General features: G+C 40.7%; 18 protein-coding genes and 1 pseudogene. 11 read left to right on the forward strand and 8 right to left on the reverse strand.

The annotated features are described in order from the left end of the window. The first annotated feature begins 94 nt into the window (after positions 1-94). A complete protein-coding gene (rlmD, locus tag BW986_RS27340; RefSeq protein WP_076372768.1) occupies positions 95-1,465 on the forward strand; it encodes a 23S rRNA (uracil(1939)-C(5))-methyltransferase RlmD in 1,371 nt (456 codons plus the stop codon). A 195-nt stretch (positions 1,466-1,660) separates the two neighbouring features. Continuing rightward, positions 1,661-2,182 carry a YitT family protein gene (locus BW986_RS27345; RefSeq protein WP_397223242.1) on the forward strand — a complete coding sequence of 174 codons (522 nt, stop codon included), beginning with the start codon at positions 1,661-1,663 and terminating at the stop codon, positions 2,180-2,182. Between the two features lie 8 nt (positions 2,183-2,190). Here the strand turns inward: BW986_RS27345 and BW986_RS27350 are convergent, their stop codons facing one another. From BW986_RS27350 to BW986_RS27365, 4 genes are all read right to left on the reverse strand, one after another. After that, entirely contained in the window at positions 2,191-3,051 is an 861-nt protein-coding gene (locus BW986_RS27350; protein ID WP_076372772.1) for a DUF421 domain-containing protein, read from the reverse strand. A gap of 30 nt (positions 3,052-3,081) precedes the next feature. Then, positions 3,082-3,288 carry a DUF1657 domain-containing protein gene (locus BW986_RS27355; RefSeq protein ID WP_076372773.1) on the reverse strand — a complete coding sequence of 69 codons (207 nt, stop codon included), beginning with the start codon at positions 3,286-3,288 and terminating at the stop codon, positions 3,082-3,084. Between the two features lie 200 nt (positions 3,289-3,488). Beyond that, positions 3,489-4,493, reverse strand: a complete 1,005-nt coding sequence (gene spoVAD, locus BW986_RS27360; protein WP_076372775.1) for a stage V sporulation protein AD — start codon at positions 4,491-4,493, stop codon at positions 3,489-3,491. Between the two features lie 465 nt (positions 4,494-4,958). Further along, the gene (locus BW986_RS27365) at positions 4,959-5,162 is read right to left on the reverse strand and encodes a DUF1657 domain-containing protein (RefSeq protein ID WP_057278507.1); all 204 of its coding nucleotides are present in this window, start codon (positions 5,160-5,162) and stop codon (positions 4,959-4,961) included. A 270-nt stretch (positions 5,163-5,432) separates the two neighbouring features. Here BW986_RS27365 and BW986_RS27370 point away from each other — a divergent pair, with 270 nt between their 5' ends. The 3 genes from BW986_RS27370 to BW986_RS27380 are packed head-to-tail and all read left to right on the forward strand — an operon-like array spanning position 5,433 to position 7,374. Next, the gene (locus BW986_RS27370; RefSeq protein ID WP_081395830.1) at positions 5,433-5,828 is read left to right on the forward strand and encodes a hypothetical protein; all 396 of its coding nucleotides are present in this window, start codon (positions 5,433-5,435) and stop codon (positions 5,826-5,828) included. Beyond that, on the forward strand, positions 5,825-7,102 hold the full coding sequence (locus tag BW986_RS27375; RefSeq protein ID WP_076372779.1) for an ammonium transporter: 1,278 nt from the start codon (positions 5,825-5,827) through the stop codon (positions 7,100-7,102). The genes BW986_RS27370 and BW986_RS27375 overlap by 4 nt, the downstream gene beginning before the upstream one ends. A 44-nt stretch (positions 7,103-7,146) precedes the next feature. Then, positions 7,147-7,374 carry a group-specific protein gene (locus BW986_RS27380; protein ID WP_076372781.1) on the forward strand — a complete coding sequence of 76 codons (228 nt, stop codon included), beginning with the start codon at positions 7,147-7,149 and terminating at the stop codon, positions 7,372-7,374. A gap of 298 nt (positions 7,375-7,672) precedes the next feature. Here BW986_RS27380 and BW986_RS27385 read toward each other — a convergent pair whose 3' ends face one another. Continuing rightward, on the reverse strand, positions 7,673-8,005 hold the full coding sequence (locus tag BW986_RS27385; RefSeq protein ID WP_076372821.1) for a coiled-coil domain-containing protein: 333 nt from the start codon (positions 8,003-8,005) through the stop codon (positions 7,673-7,675). Between the two features lie 355 nt (positions 8,006-8,360). Between BW986_RS27385 and BW986_RS27390 the strand changes: the two genes are divergently transcribed. The 5 genes and pseudogenes from BW986_RS27390 (at position 8,361) to BW986_RS27410 (ending at position 12,771) form a co-directional block, all read left to right on the forward strand. Continuing rightward, positions 8,361-9,017, forward strand: coding sequence for a 5-bromo-4-chloroindolyl phosphate hydrolysis family protein (locus BW986_RS27390; RefSeq protein ID WP_076372783.1), 657 nt, complete (start codon positions 8,361-8,363; stop codon positions 9,015-9,017). After that, positions 9,014-10,186, forward strand: coding sequence for a toxic anion resistance protein (locus tag BW986_RS27395; protein ID WP_076372785.1), 1,173 nt, complete (start codon positions 9,014-9,016; stop codon positions 10,184-10,186). The genes BW986_RS27390 and BW986_RS27395 overlap by 4 nt, the downstream gene beginning before the upstream one ends. Positions 10,187-10,197: 11 nt before the next feature. After that, positions 10,198-10,767 carry a nitroreductase family protein gene (locus tag BW986_RS27400; RefSeq protein WP_076372787.1) on the forward strand — a complete coding sequence of 190 codons (570 nt, stop codon included), beginning with the start codon at positions 10,198-10,200 and terminating at the stop codon, positions 10,765-10,767. Positions 10,768-11,378: 611 nt separating this feature from the next. After that, positions 11,379-11,456: pseudogene (locus BW986_RS31440) on the forward strand (SEC-C metal-binding domain-containing protein); the annotation flags it as partial. Between the two features lie 319 nt (positions 11,457-11,775). Further along, the gene (locus BW986_RS27410; RefSeq protein WP_076372791.1) at positions 11,776-12,771 is read left to right on the forward strand and encodes a S8 family peptidase; all 996 of its coding nucleotides are present in this window, start codon (positions 11,776-11,778) and stop codon (positions 12,769-12,771) included. Between the two features lie 51 nt (positions 12,772-12,822). Here the strand turns inward: BW986_RS27410 and BW986_RS27415 are convergent, their stop codons facing one another. Continuing rightward, positions 12,823-13,485, reverse strand: coding sequence for a YcnI family copper-binding membrane protein (locus tag BW986_RS27415; protein ID WP_076372793.1), 663 nt, complete (start codon positions 13,483-13,485; stop codon positions 12,823-12,825). An 18-nt stretch (positions 13,486-13,503) separates the two neighbouring features. After that, the gene (locus BW986_RS27420; RefSeq protein WP_076372795.1) at positions 13,504-15,138 is read right to left on the reverse strand and encodes a copper resistance CopC/CopD family protein; all 1,635 of its coding nucleotides are present in this window, start codon (positions 15,136-15,138) and stop codon (positions 13,504-13,506) included. A 300-nt stretch (positions 15,139-15,438) separates the two neighbouring features. Between BW986_RS27420 and BW986_RS27425 the strand changes: the two genes are divergently transcribed. Then, complete coding sequence (locus BW986_RS27425) at positions 15,439-16,974, forward strand: cadherin-like beta sandwich domain-containing protein (RefSeq protein ID WP_076372797.1); 1,536 nt, start codon at positions 15,439-15,441, stop codon at positions 16,972-16,974. 52 nt (positions 16,975-17,026) lie between these two features. Here BW986_RS27425 and BW986_RS27430 read toward each other — a convergent pair whose 3' ends face one another. After that, complete coding sequence (locus tag BW986_RS27430) at positions 17,027-18,658, reverse strand: PAS domain-containing sensor histidine kinase (RefSeq protein WP_076372799.1); 1,632 nt, start codon at positions 18,656-18,658, stop codon at positions 17,027-17,029. Between the last annotated feature and the right edge of the window lie 72 nt (positions 18,659-18,730).

Below are 18,730 nucleotides of genomic sequence, written 5' to 3' on the forward strand. Positions count from 1 at the left end.
TATGAAAACCAGGGTAAATTGGTGAGTGGTTTTGTGGCTAGGCCTCTATTGTGGTAAAATACAGGCTAGCATAAAAAAGAAAAGAGAAGATGACATGAAAAAAACAGCACCAGTGGCTAAAAATGATATTATAGAGGTTTTATTTGAAGATTTAACACATGAAGGAGCAGGCGTCGCTAAAGTCGATGGCTATCCGATCTTTGTTCAGAGCGCCCTTCCAGGTGAAAAAGCAAAAATTAAAGTGATGAAGGCTAATAAAGGTTATGGCTTCGGACGCTTGATGGAGATTATCGAAAACAGTCCATACCGGGTTGAGGTCACGACTGAAGATTACCATAAATACGGTGGATGTCAGCTGCAGCATATGAGCTATGAAGGACAGTTGAAATTCAAGGAAAGGCAAGTGCGTGAAGTGATGACACGCATTGGGAAACTTGAGGATGTGAAGGTTCACCCGATCATCGGGATGGAGAATCCGACCCATTACCGTAATAAAGCGCAAGTGCCTGTTGGTGAAAAGGATGGCAAGCTAATAGCAGGGTTCTTCAAACCGCGGACACATGAAATTGTTGAAACGAAAGAAAGCATTATCCAAAATGAAGTGATCAATGAAGCCGTTCAAGTTGTTAAAGAGATTTTCAGTAAACTTGGTATCCCTGCTTACAATGAAGAGGCACATAAAGGTGTATTGCGGCACATCATGGCCCGTTATGGCAAGCAAACAGGCGAATTAATGATTGTTCTCGTTACAAGAACGAATAGTATCCCTTTCATCGAAACAATCGTGAAGGAAATCGTTGAACGTCTTCCACAAGTGAAATCCATCGTTCAAAACGTTAATTCCAAGAAAACGAATGTTATCTTAGGCGATAAAATGACTGTACTATGGGGCGACGAAGTGATCCATGATATGATCGGTGATGTGAAATTTGCGATTTCAGCAAAGTCCTTCTACCAAATCAATCCGGACCAAACGAAGGTCCTTTATGATAAAGCTCTTGACTATGCAGGGCTGACTGGTGAAGAAACGGTGATTGATGCCTATTGCGGCATTGGAACCATCTCTTTATTTTTAGCTAAAAAAGCGAAAAAAGTAATCGGTGTCGAAGTGGTCGAAGAAGCGATAGAAGACGCACGCCGCAACGCTGAATTGAATGATATCTCAAATGCGGAATTCATGGTTGGAGATGCGGGTAACGTTATTGCTGAATGGTACCAAAAGGGCAACACTGCGGATGTCATCGTTGTGGATCCTCCTCGCAAAGGTTGTGAAGAGTCCCTTCTGAATACGATCATCGAGATGAAGCCAAACAAAGTCGTATACGTATCATGCAACCCAGGCACTCTGGCGCGTGATCTTCATATCTTGGAAGACGGAGGATATAAAGCGGTTGATATCCAGCCTGTCGATATGTTCCCAATGACGACACATGTTGAAAATGTAGTGTTATTAGAGTTGAAATGATGGAATGGGGCCAGGTCTGAATGACCGGGCCCTTTTTCGCGTAGTTAAATTGAAGTGAAAGGAGGGGGGGGATTTTTTTTGAATGGATATTCTTGACGCTCTGACTTGGACATATAGTAAGGATATATAAAATGCAAGGCAGGTGATTTTATTAATTTTCAAAAAGCGGTTGCTGTAATTGTTGGTAGCTTTTTGGTGGGTATTGGAATCAATGGGTTTTTAGTTCCGCACCATTTAATAGATGGCGGCGTTATTGGGATTGCACTCATCCTTCATTATTTTTTTGGTTTTCAAACAGGGCTATCCATGTTGATCCTCAGTATTCCTATATTTTTATATGCATGGTATTATGAACGGCCTTTTTTCTATAGCAGTGTTCACGGATTGCTTCTGACATCCCTTTTTATGGATTGGCTTAATCCATTGAAAAAAGTCTTTTCCATGTCGATACTAACAAGCTCTTTGATTGGCGGTGCCATCATAGGGATGGGCATAGGTCTCATGCTTCGGTATGAGACAAGCAGCGGGGGAACGGATATGTTAGCCAAAATTATCTCAAAGTCTACTTCCATGGATATTGCATTAGCGATTATCGTTATAGATACACTAATCATTTCAGCTGCAGCATTCACCTTAGGTATCGAAATTTTTCTTTTTTCATGTGTGACGATCGTCATCATTGGGCTGATCACTTCGCTTATGAAAGTGAGGAAATGAATATATAATCAGTTCCTTAAGATATGGGTCACTTCATCTATTGCTCTTTGCAGCTTTTCGCTATTTTTGCTAAACATCTCTTTAGCTTCCTTTGATTCAGTTCCAAGTGCAAACAACTCTAAGTCCGCTTGGCATTTTTTCAAGGTCGCGAGCATAAGAGGTTTTTCTTGAGGAGAAGGAACTTTAAGTTTATCATCAAAAAGGTCCACGGTTAATTCCCCGTTGGAATTAGCCTGACCAAGAAACACATTATCGAGTATAACACCCAACTTATCCAGTTCAGTATGAAGCCAATTTCGGTTCAGTCCAATTGTGGAAAGCGGTTCATCAAGTATGCTGCCGTCCATAATAATGGTTTGTGGCTCCTTTACAGCAGCCACTGACAGGTTAAGGTCCTTAGGTGTTATAGGTTGATTTTGCTTCTTTAACATTACGGAAAAATCCCCGTTGGCTTCCAATAAGGCAAACTCAACTTCAGAAATATCGAAGACATCCTTTTTCCGGAGCAATCCCAATAATTCATCGATGGTATATTTCTCTTTTTTTAAATTATCTTCCATGACTTTCCCATCTTTGATGAAAACCGAAGCTTTTCCTTCCACAAGATCACGGAAAGTTTTACTTTTTAGGGATATTGATCCTGCAATGAAGGGAGCTATGGCAAAAACAAGAATGGACAGTACGCCATGTATAATATTGCCCTCAACTTTCGTAGCTAACTCTGCCCCGACATTACCAATGGTTATGCCCGTTACATATTCAAAAAAGGAGAGTTGGGACAATTGTTTTTTTCCTAACACTTTTGTTATCACAAAAAGAACAATTAAAAAGAATAATGAACGCAAAACAATTTCTATCCAATCCGGCATTACCAAACACCCCCTGCTTGATCATTGTATTTAAAAACCTTTATATTGCGGTTCTTCCCGTTCTAACTCTCCCACGCGCTTCTGTACATCCTTCATAACTTCATTCACCACCAGCATCGTTTCATGCAAGATGCGTTTAGATTCATCATCTTGAGTCCGGAGTGCTAAGCTGGATAAACCTGCTTCAACTCCTTTTAGGCTAGAGACACATTGTTTTACATTAGAAGCTATCGTCATACAGCATCCTCCTTATCCTTTGGATCTAAATATAATGGCTTGTAACACTCCGAGACTGTTTTTTCCGGCACTGATTACATAAATTGTGCCAGTGGCAACAACCGATCAATCCATGATTTTCCCCATCCGCTAACCTCCCGAAACAATGTCAGCAGTCACGACCCGATTAGACACGTGAATCATGGCTGTCATTCAATCATTCATTGATATTCGATCGAAACGGCATGCGCAATGCATGGGATCGTCTCACTTTGTTGAAAGGATAGGGGAGATAACAAGGCACCGGTAGCCACGACGAGCAATCGTTTTATTTCTCCCTTTTTCATGCGATTTAATAAATGACCATAAACAACGGTTGCGGAACATCCAGGGCCACTCGCCCCGGACAAGACCGGTTGACCATCCCTGTATATCATTAAACCGCAATCTTTATATTGCTCTTCTTTAATCGGCGTACCATGTTTTTCAAATAATGCCAGAGAAACTTCATGTCCGATCTTTCCTAAATCCCCGGTCACTATTAAATCATAATAGGATGGGTCAATGTTCCGTTCTCTTAAATGGGCTTCAATCGTATCTACAGCAGCTGGGGCCATGGCACCGCCCATATTGAAAGGATCAGTCAATCCCATGTCGATGACACGTCCTATCGTAGCTGAAGTGACCCTAGGGCCTTCCCCGGCACTACTCAATAAAGCCACTCCTGCACCCGTAACGGTCCATTGGGCTGTTGGAGGTTTCTGCCCCCCGTATTCAGTAGGGTAGCGAAATTGCTTTTCTACTGCGGCGTTATGACTTGATGCTCCTGTCAATAAGTACTCTGCCCCTTTGGTATTGACAAGGTATGCACCAAGAGCCAGTCCCTCCATGGAGGTGGAGCAAGCGCCAAATAAGCCGAGATAAGGTGTTCCCAGTGTACGACAGGCAAAACTTGTAGGGGTTATTTGATTGATAAGGTCGCCTCCAAGGAAAAATTGAATCTGCTCTTTCTGAAGACCCGCCTTTTCGATTGCTTTTGTACTCGCTTCTTCCAATAAGACTTTATGTGCCTTTTCATAAGTATCTTGATTTATCCATAAATCGGAATGGAGAAGATCGAAATCATCCGCAAGCAAACCCTCTGCTTCAAATGGACCGCCAACGGTTCCTGTGGAGACGATGACAGGCTTTTGATCAAACACCCATGTGCGATGCCCCGTAAGCATTTTAAACCACCCCATTGTAGAGTATTGTCAGTGTTAAGATAAAACCTTGGAATAACATAGATCCTTCAGTCAACTTGAATATATTACAGCCATTTCCTAAAACGAAACCATCCTCCCGGTTTTCTATGGCTGCGGATATGGCGGCATCAGCGAAACATGATCCTGATCCCGCCGGTCATTACTGTCCTTTTCATTTCCAAATGAGTTTGAAACTGCTGATGTTCCTGATGGATAGGAGTAAGCTTATGGCTTAATCCTTTTGGAATTCTTTTGATAAGGTCTTATTAATTGCTTCAGCGACTTCGTCCTGCTTCATTATTCAGGCTTGATAGACCGCAGTTCGGTCAAGTGGATTGCTTGTATGTAACCTTATGGCATATTCAAGCCCTTATTAAAAATCCTGTCTTATGGAATAAAGATATAAAAAAGGCTGGTTGTTTTAACCAACCTTTTTTATATGAATGATTATTGTTTATATTGAGGTTCCTCGTTTTGAATCTCTTCAATACGAGGTGTGATGCTGTCCACGATCGTTTGTGTTTGTTGGGCAGCTTGTTGGTATAGTTGTTTGGCTTGCTCATTATCTGTGGAAAGGGCGAAGGTTTCAAAGCTCGCTTGAGCGCTTTTTAGCCCTGCTATAGTTGTTTTGACATCGTTTATAACTGTCATGTATGAACCCTCCTTAATTTGAAACTGCCTTATTAGAGTAAGGAAAAAATGATTATCTATACCTTCCAAATTTCTCTAGGAATCGAATTAATCAAACGTTTGATTAATAAAAGGGAGAAGGCAGAAGTGTAGTTAATATCTTTCTCCACCTATTTGTTACGCAAATTGTTTTTATTGTTTAATTATTGACTGAATTCAGAAATCTTAATATAATTACAGAAAACATAACACGATTACGTGAGGTGATATGACATTTATATTCGGGACGATTTGCATAGTAGAGTTGTTTTTGAAATTTCATCTGAGGAAGTGTTAAAAGGCCTGTTATTTTATAAAAACAAACAGGAGTCGGAAATTGAATCGATTAAAGGTAAAATACATAAATATGAGCAAAAACGAAGAGCTGAGGAAGCTTGGTACCAATCCCTATCACCATTTAAACGTTTTTTTACGGGACGTGCCCCAAGTCATCACCAGGCCGTTGAGCATTTGGTGAATGTTAAAGATAGATATAAAAAAATTGAGATGATAAAACAGAAGGTTGCTTTTTTAAATCAGTTGATCGGTTTACTCGAAGCTGATTCGGAAAAACGGGAAATGAATTTACCAACAGACATCATTAAAGAAATAATGGAATGGCAGAAAGCGGAGGGAACGCCAAGATGACTCTAGAAACATTGAACACTGGATTGGACACGGTTTGGGTGGTTCTGACAGCAGCCATGATTCTATTAATGGAGGGCGGGTTTGCTTTATTGGAGGCGGGGTTCGTCCGTACGAAGAATAATGTGAATATCATCATGAAGGTTTTTGCTGATATTACGATCGGAACGCTTTGCTATTTCGTGGTTGGTTTTGGCTTAATGTATGGAACGGATGTATTTGGAACCATTGGGACAAGCGGCTTTCTGCTGAAAGGTGATTTGTCGCACATCGACCTTACGATTTCCATTGATGCATTTTGGTTATTTCAAGGGGCATTCGTCATCGCCGTTATTTCGATAGTTTCGGGAGCGGTTGCGGAAAGGATTAACTTTCGGGCGTATCTTATTTTTGTCGTAATGATGACGGCATTCATCTATCCGATTGCCGGTCACTGGGTATGGGGTGGTGGCTGGTTAAGCGGGTTGGGCATGCAGGACTTCGCGGGGTCTGCGGTCATTCATGCACTAGGCGGCTTTTCTGCACTTGCGGCTGCCATTGTAATCGGTCCGAGAGCAGGTAAATTCTCTTCACGGGGGACTAGCTCCATTTCGCTGCCGAGTAATCTTCCACTGGCATCTGTCGGGGCATTCCTTTTATGGTTTGGCTGGTTTGGGTTCAATGCAGGAAGTACCTTGCAGGCTACGGATGTACGCATTGGCCATATTGCCATAGTCACGATGCTCTCAGCTGCATCAGGCGGAGCGGTGACCTTGCTTTATACACTATTTAGATATGGACGCTCCGATGCACCTTCCGTCATCAATGGCTCACTTGCAGGTCTTGTCGGGATTACAGCTGGATGTGCATTCGTTAGTGATCTGGCAGCGTTACTGATTGGAGCGGTTTCTGGAATGTTGATGTTAGCTGCGACAAATTGGTTGGAAACCCGAAAAATCGATGATCCGGTTGGTGCGTTTCCCGTTCATGCGGCTTCAGGAATGTGGGGTACGATAGCGGTAGGGCTTTTTTCCACTGAAAACGGATTGTTTGCAGGTGGGGGATGGCATTTGCTCGGAGTTCAAACGTTAGGGTTATTGGTGTTATGCATCTGGGGCTTTTCAGTGACATGGCTCGTTTTTAAAGTTATAAATGTTTGGCTGCCTATAAGATCCACTGAAGAAGAAGAAGAACTTGGGTTGGATATCAGTTATCATGGCATCATGGCCACACATACTTCACCGGAGTTCATCAAGGTAGAGGACTACTATAAGCAGGATGAAGAATTGACAAGGTAATGTCCATTATACAATGGTAGAATCAAGTAAGAGGTGAATTTTAAATGGGTGCATGCAATCTTAATCATTCGCAACAAGATGTCAGGCTGAAATTTGAGAGTCAAAAGGCATTTTTACCAACCGAATTGAGTCAAACATTGGATCGATATCTTGAAAAAGGGAATTCGCAAGAAACATTGAATGAACTTTTTCATCTATTGAAGAAGTATGACTTGTCTACCCAGGAGGAACAGGAATCTAGAAACGAAAAGTTGAAACGGATCATGCTGTAAACGAGAAAGAACGAGAGTCAAGGATGACTCCCGTTCTTTTTTTGTTTTTTCATCATGGAATCTTCTGTCAAATGAATTAAAGTATCCGCGGGAATGTGGCTGACTCCTATTTACTTTTTATAAAGCGCATCAAAAATTGTATCTGCTTAATTGATTAATCATTTTAAGTAACGCGGACAAGGGTTTAGCGGAGCTTTAAAGATTTAATCAATCGTTTGATTGAATCTTAATAGAGCCTTCAATAAAAGCAGGGAGAAAATAAAAAAGCGAGAGCCCATAAGGAGCTCCTGCTTTTTCTTTAAAAACCATCATCTGTTGCGGTAAAGGGGATGTTAAGGTTTCGTTCAACGGCACGAAGTCTTTGATTTAGTCGATTCAGCCTATTCGTATGACGTTGATCATTTTGACTCAGTCTGGTTATTTCCTGGTTAATGCGGTTCACTTCTCGATTTATCCTTGTGATTTCTTGGTTCTGCCGATTGAGTTCCCTCGTTTGTCGCTCGTTTTGACGCTCAAGTTCCCGGACTCTTCTTTCAAGTTGTTGAGGCTGTCTTTCAATATCGAATTGGTCGGGCACCTGGCTATATGGATTTTCTTGTACCTGCTGAACGTTCCAATCTTGCTGTGGCATATAATCAAATCGTTCAGGCTGTTGGAAATATGGGTTATAATTAGACTGAAAGTACTGGTTATTTCCATTTTGTTGTGGAAAAGGATAAAATCCGTATGAATTCATGGTCAACTCTCCTTTTTTTAATCAGGATGGATACGTTATAACTTATGTAAGTTCCGGTGAAGTGACTAGGCGTTAGCCCATGCGAGAGGGGAGAAGAGTTAATTTACAGAAAAAATTTCAATAAATTTGCAGAAACCCTCCGGTTCCTATATCGTTTAGTATAGGAGAAATTCTTTTAATCCATCTTGAAACCAATCCGTGGGATAATCCGTATATATAGAAAAGAGTGTAAGTCAGGAGTGTAATGATTATGAATCGATTTCTTGCTGATTTTGTTCCGATATTGATTGCATTTCCAATGGTTTTGCCGGTTTGGATAATTAGCTATTTTGCATTGGATCAACCGTTTGCCCTATCCGTTGTCATATCTTTAGCAGGAGGGGTGCTTGCATACTGTCTAAGCTCCGTATATTTTTCATCAAGATACCTCAAAAAACATGAATTGACGAGAAAAGAATATCAATATATAAAGAAAAATTTAATTGAAGCAAAATCGAAGATATGGCGGGTTCAAAAAGCACTAATCTCGGTCAGGCATATCTCTTCTTTTAAACAGAGGAAGGATATGATTAAAATGATCAGGAAAATATATAGTCTGACAAAAAAAGAACCGAAGCGGTTTTACCAGGCGGAACAATTTTATTACTCACATCTGGATTCCGCCATGGAGCTTGCGGAGAAATATGTTTTTTTAGCACAGCAGCCAAAAAAGAATAGGGAACTCGAACTCTCCTTAACAGAGACTCGCAAAACTTTAAAGGAACTCACTAATACGATAGAAAAGGATTTATATAAAGTGATTGCCGATGATATCGATAACCTTAACTTCGAGTTGGATGTTGCTAAGCAATCCATTAAAACTAGAAAAGAGTCACAAGTAATTGATGAAAGCAGGAGGTTAAAATGAATAACAATGATCCCAACCTGTTGAATAAAACGAATAATGCCAGTTTAATCGATGATCTTTTAGCCAATCCATTTGATGGGGTGCAGGAGCTTGAGAAAACATCTTCCCAGGAAGCAAAACCTGTTAAACTGATTGATGTCATTCCTGAAGAGAACAGGGCAAAGGCATATCAGCTTGCGGAACAAATCGACCCTACGAATCATCAGGCGATGATATCCTATGGTACACCCGCCCAATCAAAGCTTCTGACCTTTTCTAATTCCATGCTTGAGCATGTCCAGAAAAAAGATGTAGGTGAAGTGGGCAACATTATCAGTGATTTAATGAAAAAGTTAAACGAGCTGAGCCCGGATGAGCTAAAGCCGGATAAGCCCTCTTTCTTTGCGCGTATGTTCGGGAAGCTCTCGGGATCAGTACAGGAAGTGCTATCCAAATATCAAAAAACTGGGGCCCAAATTGATCGAATCAGTGTGAAACTCGATCGGAGCAAGAATATCCTGCTATCGGATATCGTAATCCTTGAAAAGCTATATGAAACGAATAAGGATTACTTCCAGGCATTGAATGTCTATATTGCAGCCGGGGAAATTAAACTCGAAGAAATCCATGGGAAAACGATTCCGGAGTTAAGGAAGTCCGCTGAATCGAGCAATGATCAAATGAAGTTCCAGGAAGTCAATGATATGCTGCAGTTTGCTGAACGGTTGGATAAAAGGCTTCATGATTTGAAATTGAGTCGCGAAATCACGATTCAAAGCGCACCGCAAATCAGGCTGATCCAAAACACGAATCAGGCACTAGTCGAGAAAATACAATCTTCGATCATGACAGCCATCCCCCTTTGGAAAAATCAGGTTGCGATTGCATTGACATTAATCAGGCAAAGGCATGCTGTAGAAGCACAAAAGCAGGTTTCCAAAACTACAAATGACTTGTTATTGAAGAACTCCGAGATGCTGAAAACGAATACCATCGAAACGGCAAAAGAAAATGAGCGCGGACTTGTCGATATCGAAACATTAAAGAATACCCAAGCTAACTTGATATCCACGCTTGAGGAAACCATGCGGATTCAAGAAGAAGGAAGGCATAAACGCCGGCAAGCCGAACAGGAATTGGCATCAATGGAAAATGAACTGAAACAGAAACTATTAGAGATAAAGGGATAAGGGGAGATAATATGGAAACTATCGAGGCTATAAAAACGAGAAGAAGCATTGGAATCGTCAAGCAAGATCCGGTACCAAAGGAAATGATCGAGCAAATCATTGAGGCTGGAACGTATGCACCTAATCACCATCGAACTGAGCCTTGGCGCTTTTTTGTATTGACTGGAGAAGGAAGAAATAAACTTGGGGAGGTATTCGAAGAAATCACAAGAATTGAAAATGCTGATGATACCCCTGAAAGTTTAATCAGCAAGCTCGAAAGGCAAAAAAAGAATCCATTAAGGGCTCCAGTCATCATCGCAGTGGGCATAGAGCCTAGTGATAAGAATAATGTCCTAGTGGCAGAAGAATATGCGGCAGTGAACAGTGCCATTCAAAACATGCTTCTTGCAGCACATTCCTTAGGTCTGGGAGCAGTATGGAGAACGGGAAAAATAACTTATCATGAAAAAGTACGTGAATTTTTCAATTTATCCCCAAAAGGAGAAGTATTGGCTTTCATATACTTGGGTTATCCTGATATGGAGCCAAAACCTGCCAAGAAAACACCGATTGATGAATTGACCACATGGATCGGATGAAGGGGTAGGGGAAGCTGCATCAGTATATACACACTGATGCAGCTTTTTTTTGCCTTTTCTCAAATCTGATTTTAATGAAAGGGATTTGGATTCGTCAGGCTTCGTTTCAAGTGACGGTTGATGAATTAGGTTGTACAATACATAGGAAGAGTAAATTTTTATGAATTAGGATGTGTCTATAGATGAGAACGATTGATCCATTCGAGATACTTGATGGAAAAGCGATAAAATATTTGGATGTTTTTGGCATGGAGGATGGAATTGCTTTAAAGAGTAAATACGAAGATAAAATGTATTGGATATATGATTATTATTGCATGCATCAGACTTGTGATTGCCAGGAAGTATACCTTGAATTCGTTGAGGAGGTTAAAGGCAATAAACAGGCAGGACAGCATTTTGGAGTGAGGGTTTCTTTCGGGGATAATCAATTTGTCCTGGAGGACTATAATATTTCCAAGCAAAAGGCGATGGATATTGCGGAAGATACGTTAAAATACAGTAAAGATGTAATGGAGTTATTTAAACAGCGGTATCAGCAAATGAAGGATAAAGGCACCCAAATCATCATGGAAAGTGCAAAGGCAGCTAAAATGCCGCATGTTCATACAGAACCGGTCATTGGCAGAAACGAACCTTGCCCATGTGGAAGCGGGAAAAAATACAAAAAATGCTGCGGCGCAGCTTAACATCTCATGGAAGCTGACTCGATTCGGGGTCGCTTCTTTTTTATTTGGGAAAAAATTGAGTAATGAATAAAAAAATATGGTATTTAACGAACGTTCGTTCTATAATAAGAGTACCAGATAATAATACAAAAGGAAATAAAAAGTAGTCATTTAGATGGAATTTTCCAAAAACTTCTTTTTTATTTTCATAAATCTGGTATATATAAGAGAGAAGAGTTTTTTGATCTCATCTCTTTCAACGGTAGACGGCAACCAGACGGGATGAATATCCCTACACTGATGGCAGTTTAACTTATTGAACGAAGGAAGGGGTAATCAAATGACAAGAGAAAAAAGATTAATACCTTACAAAGTTCTTGAAGTAATGGAAACGGTGAAAGAGAAGATTCCTGAGGGTGTCGAGCTTGTGAAAGCCCCGGCAATTTGGGAGAAAAGCAATTATGGTGAGGGCGTGGTAGTTGCCGTCATCGATACAGGCATTGATAAGGGACATCCAGACCTCAAAGAAAGAATCATTGGTGGGAAGGATTTTACCAATACCGGGGATTATCAAGATGATAATGGACATGGGACACATGTTAGCGGTACGATTGTGGCTGCCGTCAATAATGCTGGTGTAGTGGGAGTGGCTCCGAAAGCGAGCATATTAGCGTTAAAGGCCTTAAATGGTCAAGGGCAAGGTGATATAGATTGGATTAATGGAGCTCTAGAGTATGCAATCAATTGGCGGGGACCTAATGAAGAAAAGGTTTCGGTTATTTCACTTTCACTTGGCGGGCCTCCGGATGAGGCTGAACACAAACTCATTCAAAAAGCCCTACAGAACGATATCCTTGTTGTTTGCGCAGCTGGAAATAGCGGTGATGGGCGTCATGAAACGGATGAATTGGATTATCCAGGAGCATATCCCGAGGTAGTGGAAGTCGGAGCTGTGGATTTAAGCAGAAATTTAGCGGATTTTTCGAATACAAATGATGAAATTGACCTGGTGGCGCCAGGTGTTGATATTCTTTCTACGTATCCAGGGAATAAATATGCCAGGTTGAGCGGAACGTCAATGGCTACGCCTCATGTAAGCGGTGCAGCAGCCCTCTTGAAAGTGATTGCTGAAAAGGAATTTGACCGCAATTTAACTGAAGCGGAATTATATGCACAGCTGGTGAAAAGTACGGAAGATCTGGGAATAAGCAAAAAAGCACAGGGAAATGGATTGCTTAACTTAACGATAGCGGACCAAAGAGCTGAAAAATCGATTAAGATTACCATAGAATCAGAAAACATTAAGTTACCGAGTAAATCGGTGGTCATGGAATAATAGAAGAGAAAAAAGGTGCCTCAAGAATTTTTGGGGCACCTTCCATAATGATTATTTTTTAGTTTTCCTTAGAGCTGCAAAAAGCGCTACAATGGACAGAATTAGTGAAATGACAGCCAGAGTGATGATCAGTGTTTGATTGCCATCACCTTCTGTTGTTGCTGAATCCTTTGAATTGTCAGTTGCCGTGGAATCATTAGTGTCAGCTTCATCTTTGTGGCCATGGTCCGCAGGTTCTGCATCAGCCTTGGGCGCAACTGTAATCTCCGTTACAGAATGCGGTAGGTCTGAGCCTTCATCACCGCTCCATTCAACAATTTCACCATCTTCGTAATATTGAAATGCATCCCAGGCAACTTTCGTTTCTTCTTTAGGATTTTGTGCTACGAAAGAGAATTGCTGGAATTGTCCAGCGGCAATTCCTTCATCAGTTGCTGCCCAAGTTACCGATTTTACATGTCCATCTTTGTCATCTTCCGTTGTTACTTTCCACCCCGGTACAGGCTGATAGCTTTCAAAAGTAACCCCTTCAGGTACTTTTAAAGTCACCTTTGTAGTGGCAGTTTCTTTTTCTACCGGTACTTTGAGTGTATAAGTTTCCCACGCCTCAGGTGCAGATGAACTAGGCTTGACTGTAACGTGAGCATATGCTGAACCGGAAAAAATGAATAATGCGGCAAATGTGAAAATAAGTAGCTTTGAAATATTTTTCATTAGTATAAATCCCTCCTGTTATGAATTCCCTATCAAAATTATAAAATCAGCATTAATTGAATCCAGGTTTTCAGTTAATCCGTGAACATGGATATTCCACTTTCCTGGCATGGTTAATAAAGACTTGGATGTAAATGTACCTGTGTTTTTCTCCTTCATTTGCAATTTTATTTCACCGCTTGGCGTATCTAATGGCTGCATAGTGATTGTAAGCTGCTCTATTTCAGCAATGGGTTTGCCTTCATTGGAAAGATTTACTTGAATCAGGTTATCCCCGACTTCATTGGGAGTCACCATTAATGTAACCTCATTATTTTCTTCAGTCATTAACGTCTTTTCAATGGGCCCTGGAGAAGACATGGCAGTTTGGACATTTGTCAATAGAGCTGCAACGAGAAGTATGACGATCCCTAAACCAAACTCCATTCCCACACTATAACCAAGTTTTTTCGTTTGTTTTTTCCCTCTGAGAAAATGAAAGCCTCCTAAAACGATCATGACTAACATGAGACCGATTTTCGCCAGTAACAATTGTCCATATGTTGTGTTGAACAATGAATGGACAGTCGGAACATGCTGTAAACTGCTATATATCCCGCTAACAATCAGTATGATTACAAACAGAAATGCCCATCTGGAAAATCTTTGAATGATCGACCAGTAAAATGTTTTCTTATCTTCTTGGACTGCCTGCCGTTCAGCAAGACCAGGTAAAATCACCAATAAGGCCATAATGCCACCGAGCCATAAAGCCATGGACAACAAATGAAGGAAATCCATCAAAACGGCCAGAAACTGATTAGGAACAGCTGCTGTATGTCCAGTTAAAGCCTTACAAATCATCAAGCTTGCCATTATGATGAAAGAAAGGAACGGCAATGATTTATTCAGGGAGTTCTCGAGCATGAAATAAATCACTAAAAATAGAAGCAGCAATATTAGAACTTCAATAATCCAGACAGTTCCAAAGTTTGTAGCATTCAATACTTCTTTTATATAACTCAATTTAAATGCATCTGTCCAACCTACGCCAGCGTCAATCGTAACTTTTAAAGGCAGATTGAATAAGATGGAAAATGCTAAGCCTGCATATGAAAGCCAAAGGTATAGACGTGTTCTTCTGCTTTCTTCAAAAAGTCGAGAATCCTTCATTAAAGATAATCTGAAAAAAAGGATTCCAGTAAGTGCAGCGAAGCATACGTATTGAAGACTTTGAAGGATAACATTGATGGAATTCGGAAAACTTGCATTCACTACGGGATTTTCTTGGTCTGAAAGGCCCGCTGAATCTCCAAATTGAAAGGGAATTGTTCCTTCAATGGGATGCCCATCACTTGAAACAACTCTCCATTTAATGTAGTAAATCCCTTCGTCGATAGTGCCCTTCCACTTAGCTTCCAGTATTCTTTCACTTTGTTCCGAGATTGTACTGTCTTGAATTTGAATTTTGTCCCCATCATGGCTGAATACCTCAAGCGAATGGAAAGATGGTTGAATATTCTCGCTGAATTGAATGCTGATCTTTTCAGGAAGAGTATCCATCGCTTCATTCGGGCTAGGATTAGAGCTAATTACCGTAGCATGACCAAAAGCCATTGCTGGGTATAAAAGCAAACTGAATAGGCTGACTACCAGCCATAAATATTTTTTCATCTTGGTGTGCCATCATCCTTTCATCAGATCATGTAAGCCCATTATAAAAGGAAAATGTGAAAAAACAGTGAAAATAAATTAGTTATCTAGAGGCAGTTTGAAAGGTTCGCTAGAAAAGTGATAACAATAAGTTTAGATTTGCCTTCCTACCTCCATTATAGCCATAAATCTTGGTTTGGAATTCCGCTTTGCAAAAAATTAATAGGCATCCTGTTGTTATAAACTGCATTAAGAAATAATTAAGGTTCCTTTGATAACCTGAACCTATCATGTTTGCAGGAATTATAGGAGGGATAGGCTTTGCTAAAGAAGGGATTAAAAGAAAAAAGTGTGAAAGTAATCTTGGTTGGTTCCCTTGTGGGGATGGGAACATTCACTTATATGCCCGCAGTAGGGGCTGCGGAAGTCACTTCTGTCATTCAAAAAGAGGCACAAACGGTAAATAGTCTTTCAAAGTTAGAAATAGAGGGTTTAGCACTGGATCAAAAATTTTCAGAAGATGTACACGACTATAGCTCGGCAGTGGGGAATGATGTGGAAAAGATCAACTTACTTGCAGCAAGTCCTAACGAGAATGCATCCATCTATGTGAATGGTGTCAAAATGACAGAGGGGAAGGTGAAGGACTTACCGCTTCAAACTGGCATGAATACATTTGAAATCATCGTCAGCGATGGGCAAAATGAAACGGTTGCCTATACTCTCAAGGTCAAAAAACTTGAAAGTGATGATAACCTTTTAACATCGATCGGATTATCAAAAGGCTCATTGACATTCGATTCTAAAGTGACAGCTTATAATGCTTCTGTTGAAAATGAAGTCCAGTCCATTACAGTAACTCCGACATTAAGTGACAGTACTGCAATTGTAAAGGTGAATGGAAAGGATGCAACCAGTGCAGGTGTAAAAGTTACCCTTCCAATCGGTAAGACAACGGTGAAGATTGTCGTTACAGCAGAAAATGGAGAGGGAAAAACTTATACGCTTACGATTACACGGGCGGCAGCCAAGGAAAAAGAAGAATCGCAAACTGCACCTAAAGAGAATGAAGTTCAACAGGAGCCCTCAACAGGAACGAGTAAAACTCAACCTTCCTCCGATAAGGGGAATGAATCATCTGTAACACCAACGGGACCCTCCGATAAGGGGAATGAATCATCTGTAACACCAACGGAATCCTCCGATAAGGGGAATAAATCATCAGTAACCTCAACGGAAACCACCAATAATCTAAAGCCAAGCAGTGGTGTCAGCCAAGTACCGAAGGCACAGCAACTTGAAAGCATTTCAACACAAAAAGCGAAAACGGATTCTATAGAGAAGGTAACGTCAGCAGATTCTTTAGGTGAGGAAGGCAATGATGCTCCAGTGTTGAACAATCTGACTGTATCATCAGGAGTATGGAACAAATCCTTTGAATCTAATGAGCATACCTATCATATCGAGGTCGATAATGATATTTCTTCAGTCGAAATGAATGCGACGGCAAATGCCAGTGGAGCAACGATTGAATATGACGGTGAGAGCAGTAATAAAGTGAAGATCAAGGATAAAGCGAAAACGGCCATTTCCGTTACCGTTTCAAAGGATGGGGAGCGCCGTACTTACGTCCTTGTTTTCGAAAAGGATATGGATGTGGAAATGGATGAGGAAGAAACCGTGGATGATGTCGAAACAAAAGAGGTGGAAGTTGAGGCAACGCAAATGAGTACAGCTGGCAAGTTGGAGAACGATACATTCAATAATACTGGAGGCCAGGTTAATGGCGAACAACCTGTTGAGACCGTGTCATTCTTTGGGAAAATAAAGGATTTCTTCACCTCCCTGATTAAATAGGAATGGGTCTGAATCCTGAAAAAAAGGACAAGGTTTAGGCTTGTCCTCGGATTTATATTTTTATGGGCAAAATGATTTGGACCTCGGTTCCATGGTTTAGTTCGCTGTTAAAGCGGACCTTTCCCCGATGAGCTTCAATGATTCGGCAACTGACTGTCAGTCCTAATCCGGTTCCTTTTTCTTTGGAAGAGTAAAAAGGCTCGCCAAGATGCTTTATCCGTTTTTTTTCAATTCCGCTTCCATTATCTTTGATGGTAATGGAAAGGTTATTGTCGATGCGTTCGAAATCTATCCAAATGTGATCGGCGGATGCCTCCATTGAATTCTTGAGCATGTTTATGAATACTTGTTTTAATTGGTTTCCCTCACATAATAGAAGTGGTATTTCGTTTTTAACAGATATTGATATTTGGGTGGGGTACGAGTCCGCCTCTGGTTTCAATAAGGTTTTGACATCATTCATCAGGTCGATGATTTGATGTTTGGTGAATGGAAGTTCCTGTGGTTTTGCCAGAACGAGTAACTCGCTTACAATAAGATTGATCCGGTCCAATTCACTTAACATGATCGTGTAGTATTGTTCATAGGGATGGTCGCTCTTTTTAAGCAGCTGGACGAAACCTTTTAAAGAAGTCAGCGGGTTTCGTACCTCGTGGGCCACACTTGCGGCAAGTTCGCCGACTACAGATAATTTTTCAGTTCTTCTTAAGCGTGCTTCGGTTTCCCGGATTTGAGTGACTTCTTTAGCATAAGTGATGATTCCGACTAAATCCTCTCCAACCATCATCGGGACAAACGTACAAGAAAGTAAGATGGACTTCCCGTACTTCGTCAGGAATTCTATATCTTTCCCTTTTTTTATCCCCTTTTGGTTTTCCATGACATATTGGCAAGATGTACGGATCAATTCCGCGTCTTCAGCTGAGAAGTTCAAATTAATGAATGAGGCTCCATGTATTTCTTCCTGTTGAAAGCCTGTTACAGTTTCAAACCTTGGATTTACGGTCGTGATCATTCCGTTTAAATCAAGCATCAGCATCGGATAAGGGTTGTGTTCAAACAATGATTTATAGCGTTGTTCACTATGGAATAATTGATTCTCCGCGACTACTCTTTCAGAAATATCCCTGCCGATGACGACTAAGCCTTTTCGTGAACCATCCTCATTGAACAGGGGAACTTTGATCGTATCAAAGGTCTTGTGATTGCCATCGGGAAGAGGGACGATTTCCTCACACCTTGTGATTTCCCCTTTTATCCACGTTTCTTCATCGGAAACTTCACAGTAGATCAACGACTCTTTATAAAATTCGGAGTATTCTGCGAGCTCACTGTCTCTTTTTCCCTTATAGTCGACATGTTCCAATTGGAATAATTGCAGCCCGAAGGTATTGGATTCAAGCCATCGGCCATCACCATCCTTGAAGTTAACGAAATCCACCATTGAATTTATGAGTGTACGCCGACGTTGTTCCGCTTCTTTTAATTGTTTGAATTCTTCCCTTTTAGCCAAATAAAGATATAAAACCAAGCCTATTGATAAAAGGAAAACAAATCCTTCCGCTCTTTGAAGTTGAATGAAGACCTCTTTGTTTTGGATATTTGTAGTTAAAAAATAGTCGAACACGACTAGTGTAAGAATCCCGAATAGGATATATATTGCTAAGATGGAGCGTTTGGACATGGAGATTCTCCCTGATTTTAAGACATTTCTATGGTAAAATTACATACACATTTTAACAAACTATCGGAAAAA

It is taken from the genome of Peribacillus simplex (genome assembly GCF_900156045.1).
GTDB classification, from domain to species: Bacteria; Bacillota; Bacilli; order Bacillales; family DSM-1321; genus Peribacillus; species Peribacillus simplex_D.

Coding starts and splice junctions, on each gene's coding strand:
- BW986_RS27355 (WP_076372773.1), bottom strand. CDS start 3,288: ATGACGATAGCTTCTAATGTAAAACAATGTGTCTCTAGCCTAAAAGGA.
- BW986_RS27430 (WP_076372799.1), bottom strand. CDS start 18,658: ATGTCCAAACGCTCCATCTTAGCAATATATATCCTATTCGGGATTCTT.
- BW986_RS27395 (WP_076372785.1), top strand. CDS start 9,014: ATGAATAACAATGATCCCAACCTGTTGAATAAAACGAATAATGCCAGT.
- BW986_RS27375 (WP_076372779.1), top strand. CDS start 5,825: ATGACTCTAGAAACATTGAACACTGGATTGGACACGGTTTGGGTGGTT.
- BW986_RS27390 (WP_076372783.1), top strand. CDS start 8,361: ATGAATCGATTTCTTGCTGATTTTGTTCCGATATTGATTGCATTTCCA.
- BW986_RS27380 (WP_076372781.1), top strand. CDS start 7,147: ATGGGTGCATGCAATCTTAATCATTCGCAACAAGATGTCAGGCTGAAA.
- BW986_RS27420 (WP_076372795.1), bottom strand. CDS start 15,138: ATGAAAAAATATTTATGGCTGGTAGTCAGCCTATTCAGTTTGCTTTTA.
- BW986_RS27365 (WP_057278507.1), bottom strand. CDS start 5,162: ATGACAGTTATAAACGATGTCAAAACAACTATAGCAGGGCTAAAAAGC.
- BW986_RS27350 (WP_076372772.1), bottom strand. CDS start 3,051: ATGCCGGATTGGATAGAAATTGTTTTGCGTTCATTATTCTTTTTAATT.
- BW986_RS27400 (WP_076372787.1), top strand. CDS start 10,198: ATGGAAACTATCGAGGCTATAAAAACGAGAAGAAGCATTGGAATCGTC.
- BW986_RS27385 (WP_076372821.1), bottom strand. CDS start 8,005: ATGCCACAGCAAGATTGGAACGTTCAGCAGGTACAAGAAAATCCATAT.
- rlmD (WP_076372768.1), top strand. CDS start 95: ATGAAAAAAACAGCACCAGTGGCTAAAAATGATATTATAGAGGTTTTA.
- BW986_RS27415 (WP_076372793.1), bottom strand. CDS start 13,485: ATGAAAAATATTTCAAAGCTACTTATTTTCACATTTGCCGCATTATTC.
- spoVAD (WP_076372775.1), bottom strand. CDS start 4,493: ATGCTTACGGGGCATCGCACATGGGTGTTTGATCAAAAGCCTGTCATC.
- BW986_RS27410 (WP_076372791.1), top strand. CDS start 11,776: ATGACAAGAGAAAAAAGATTAATACCTTACAAAGTTCTTGAAGTAATG.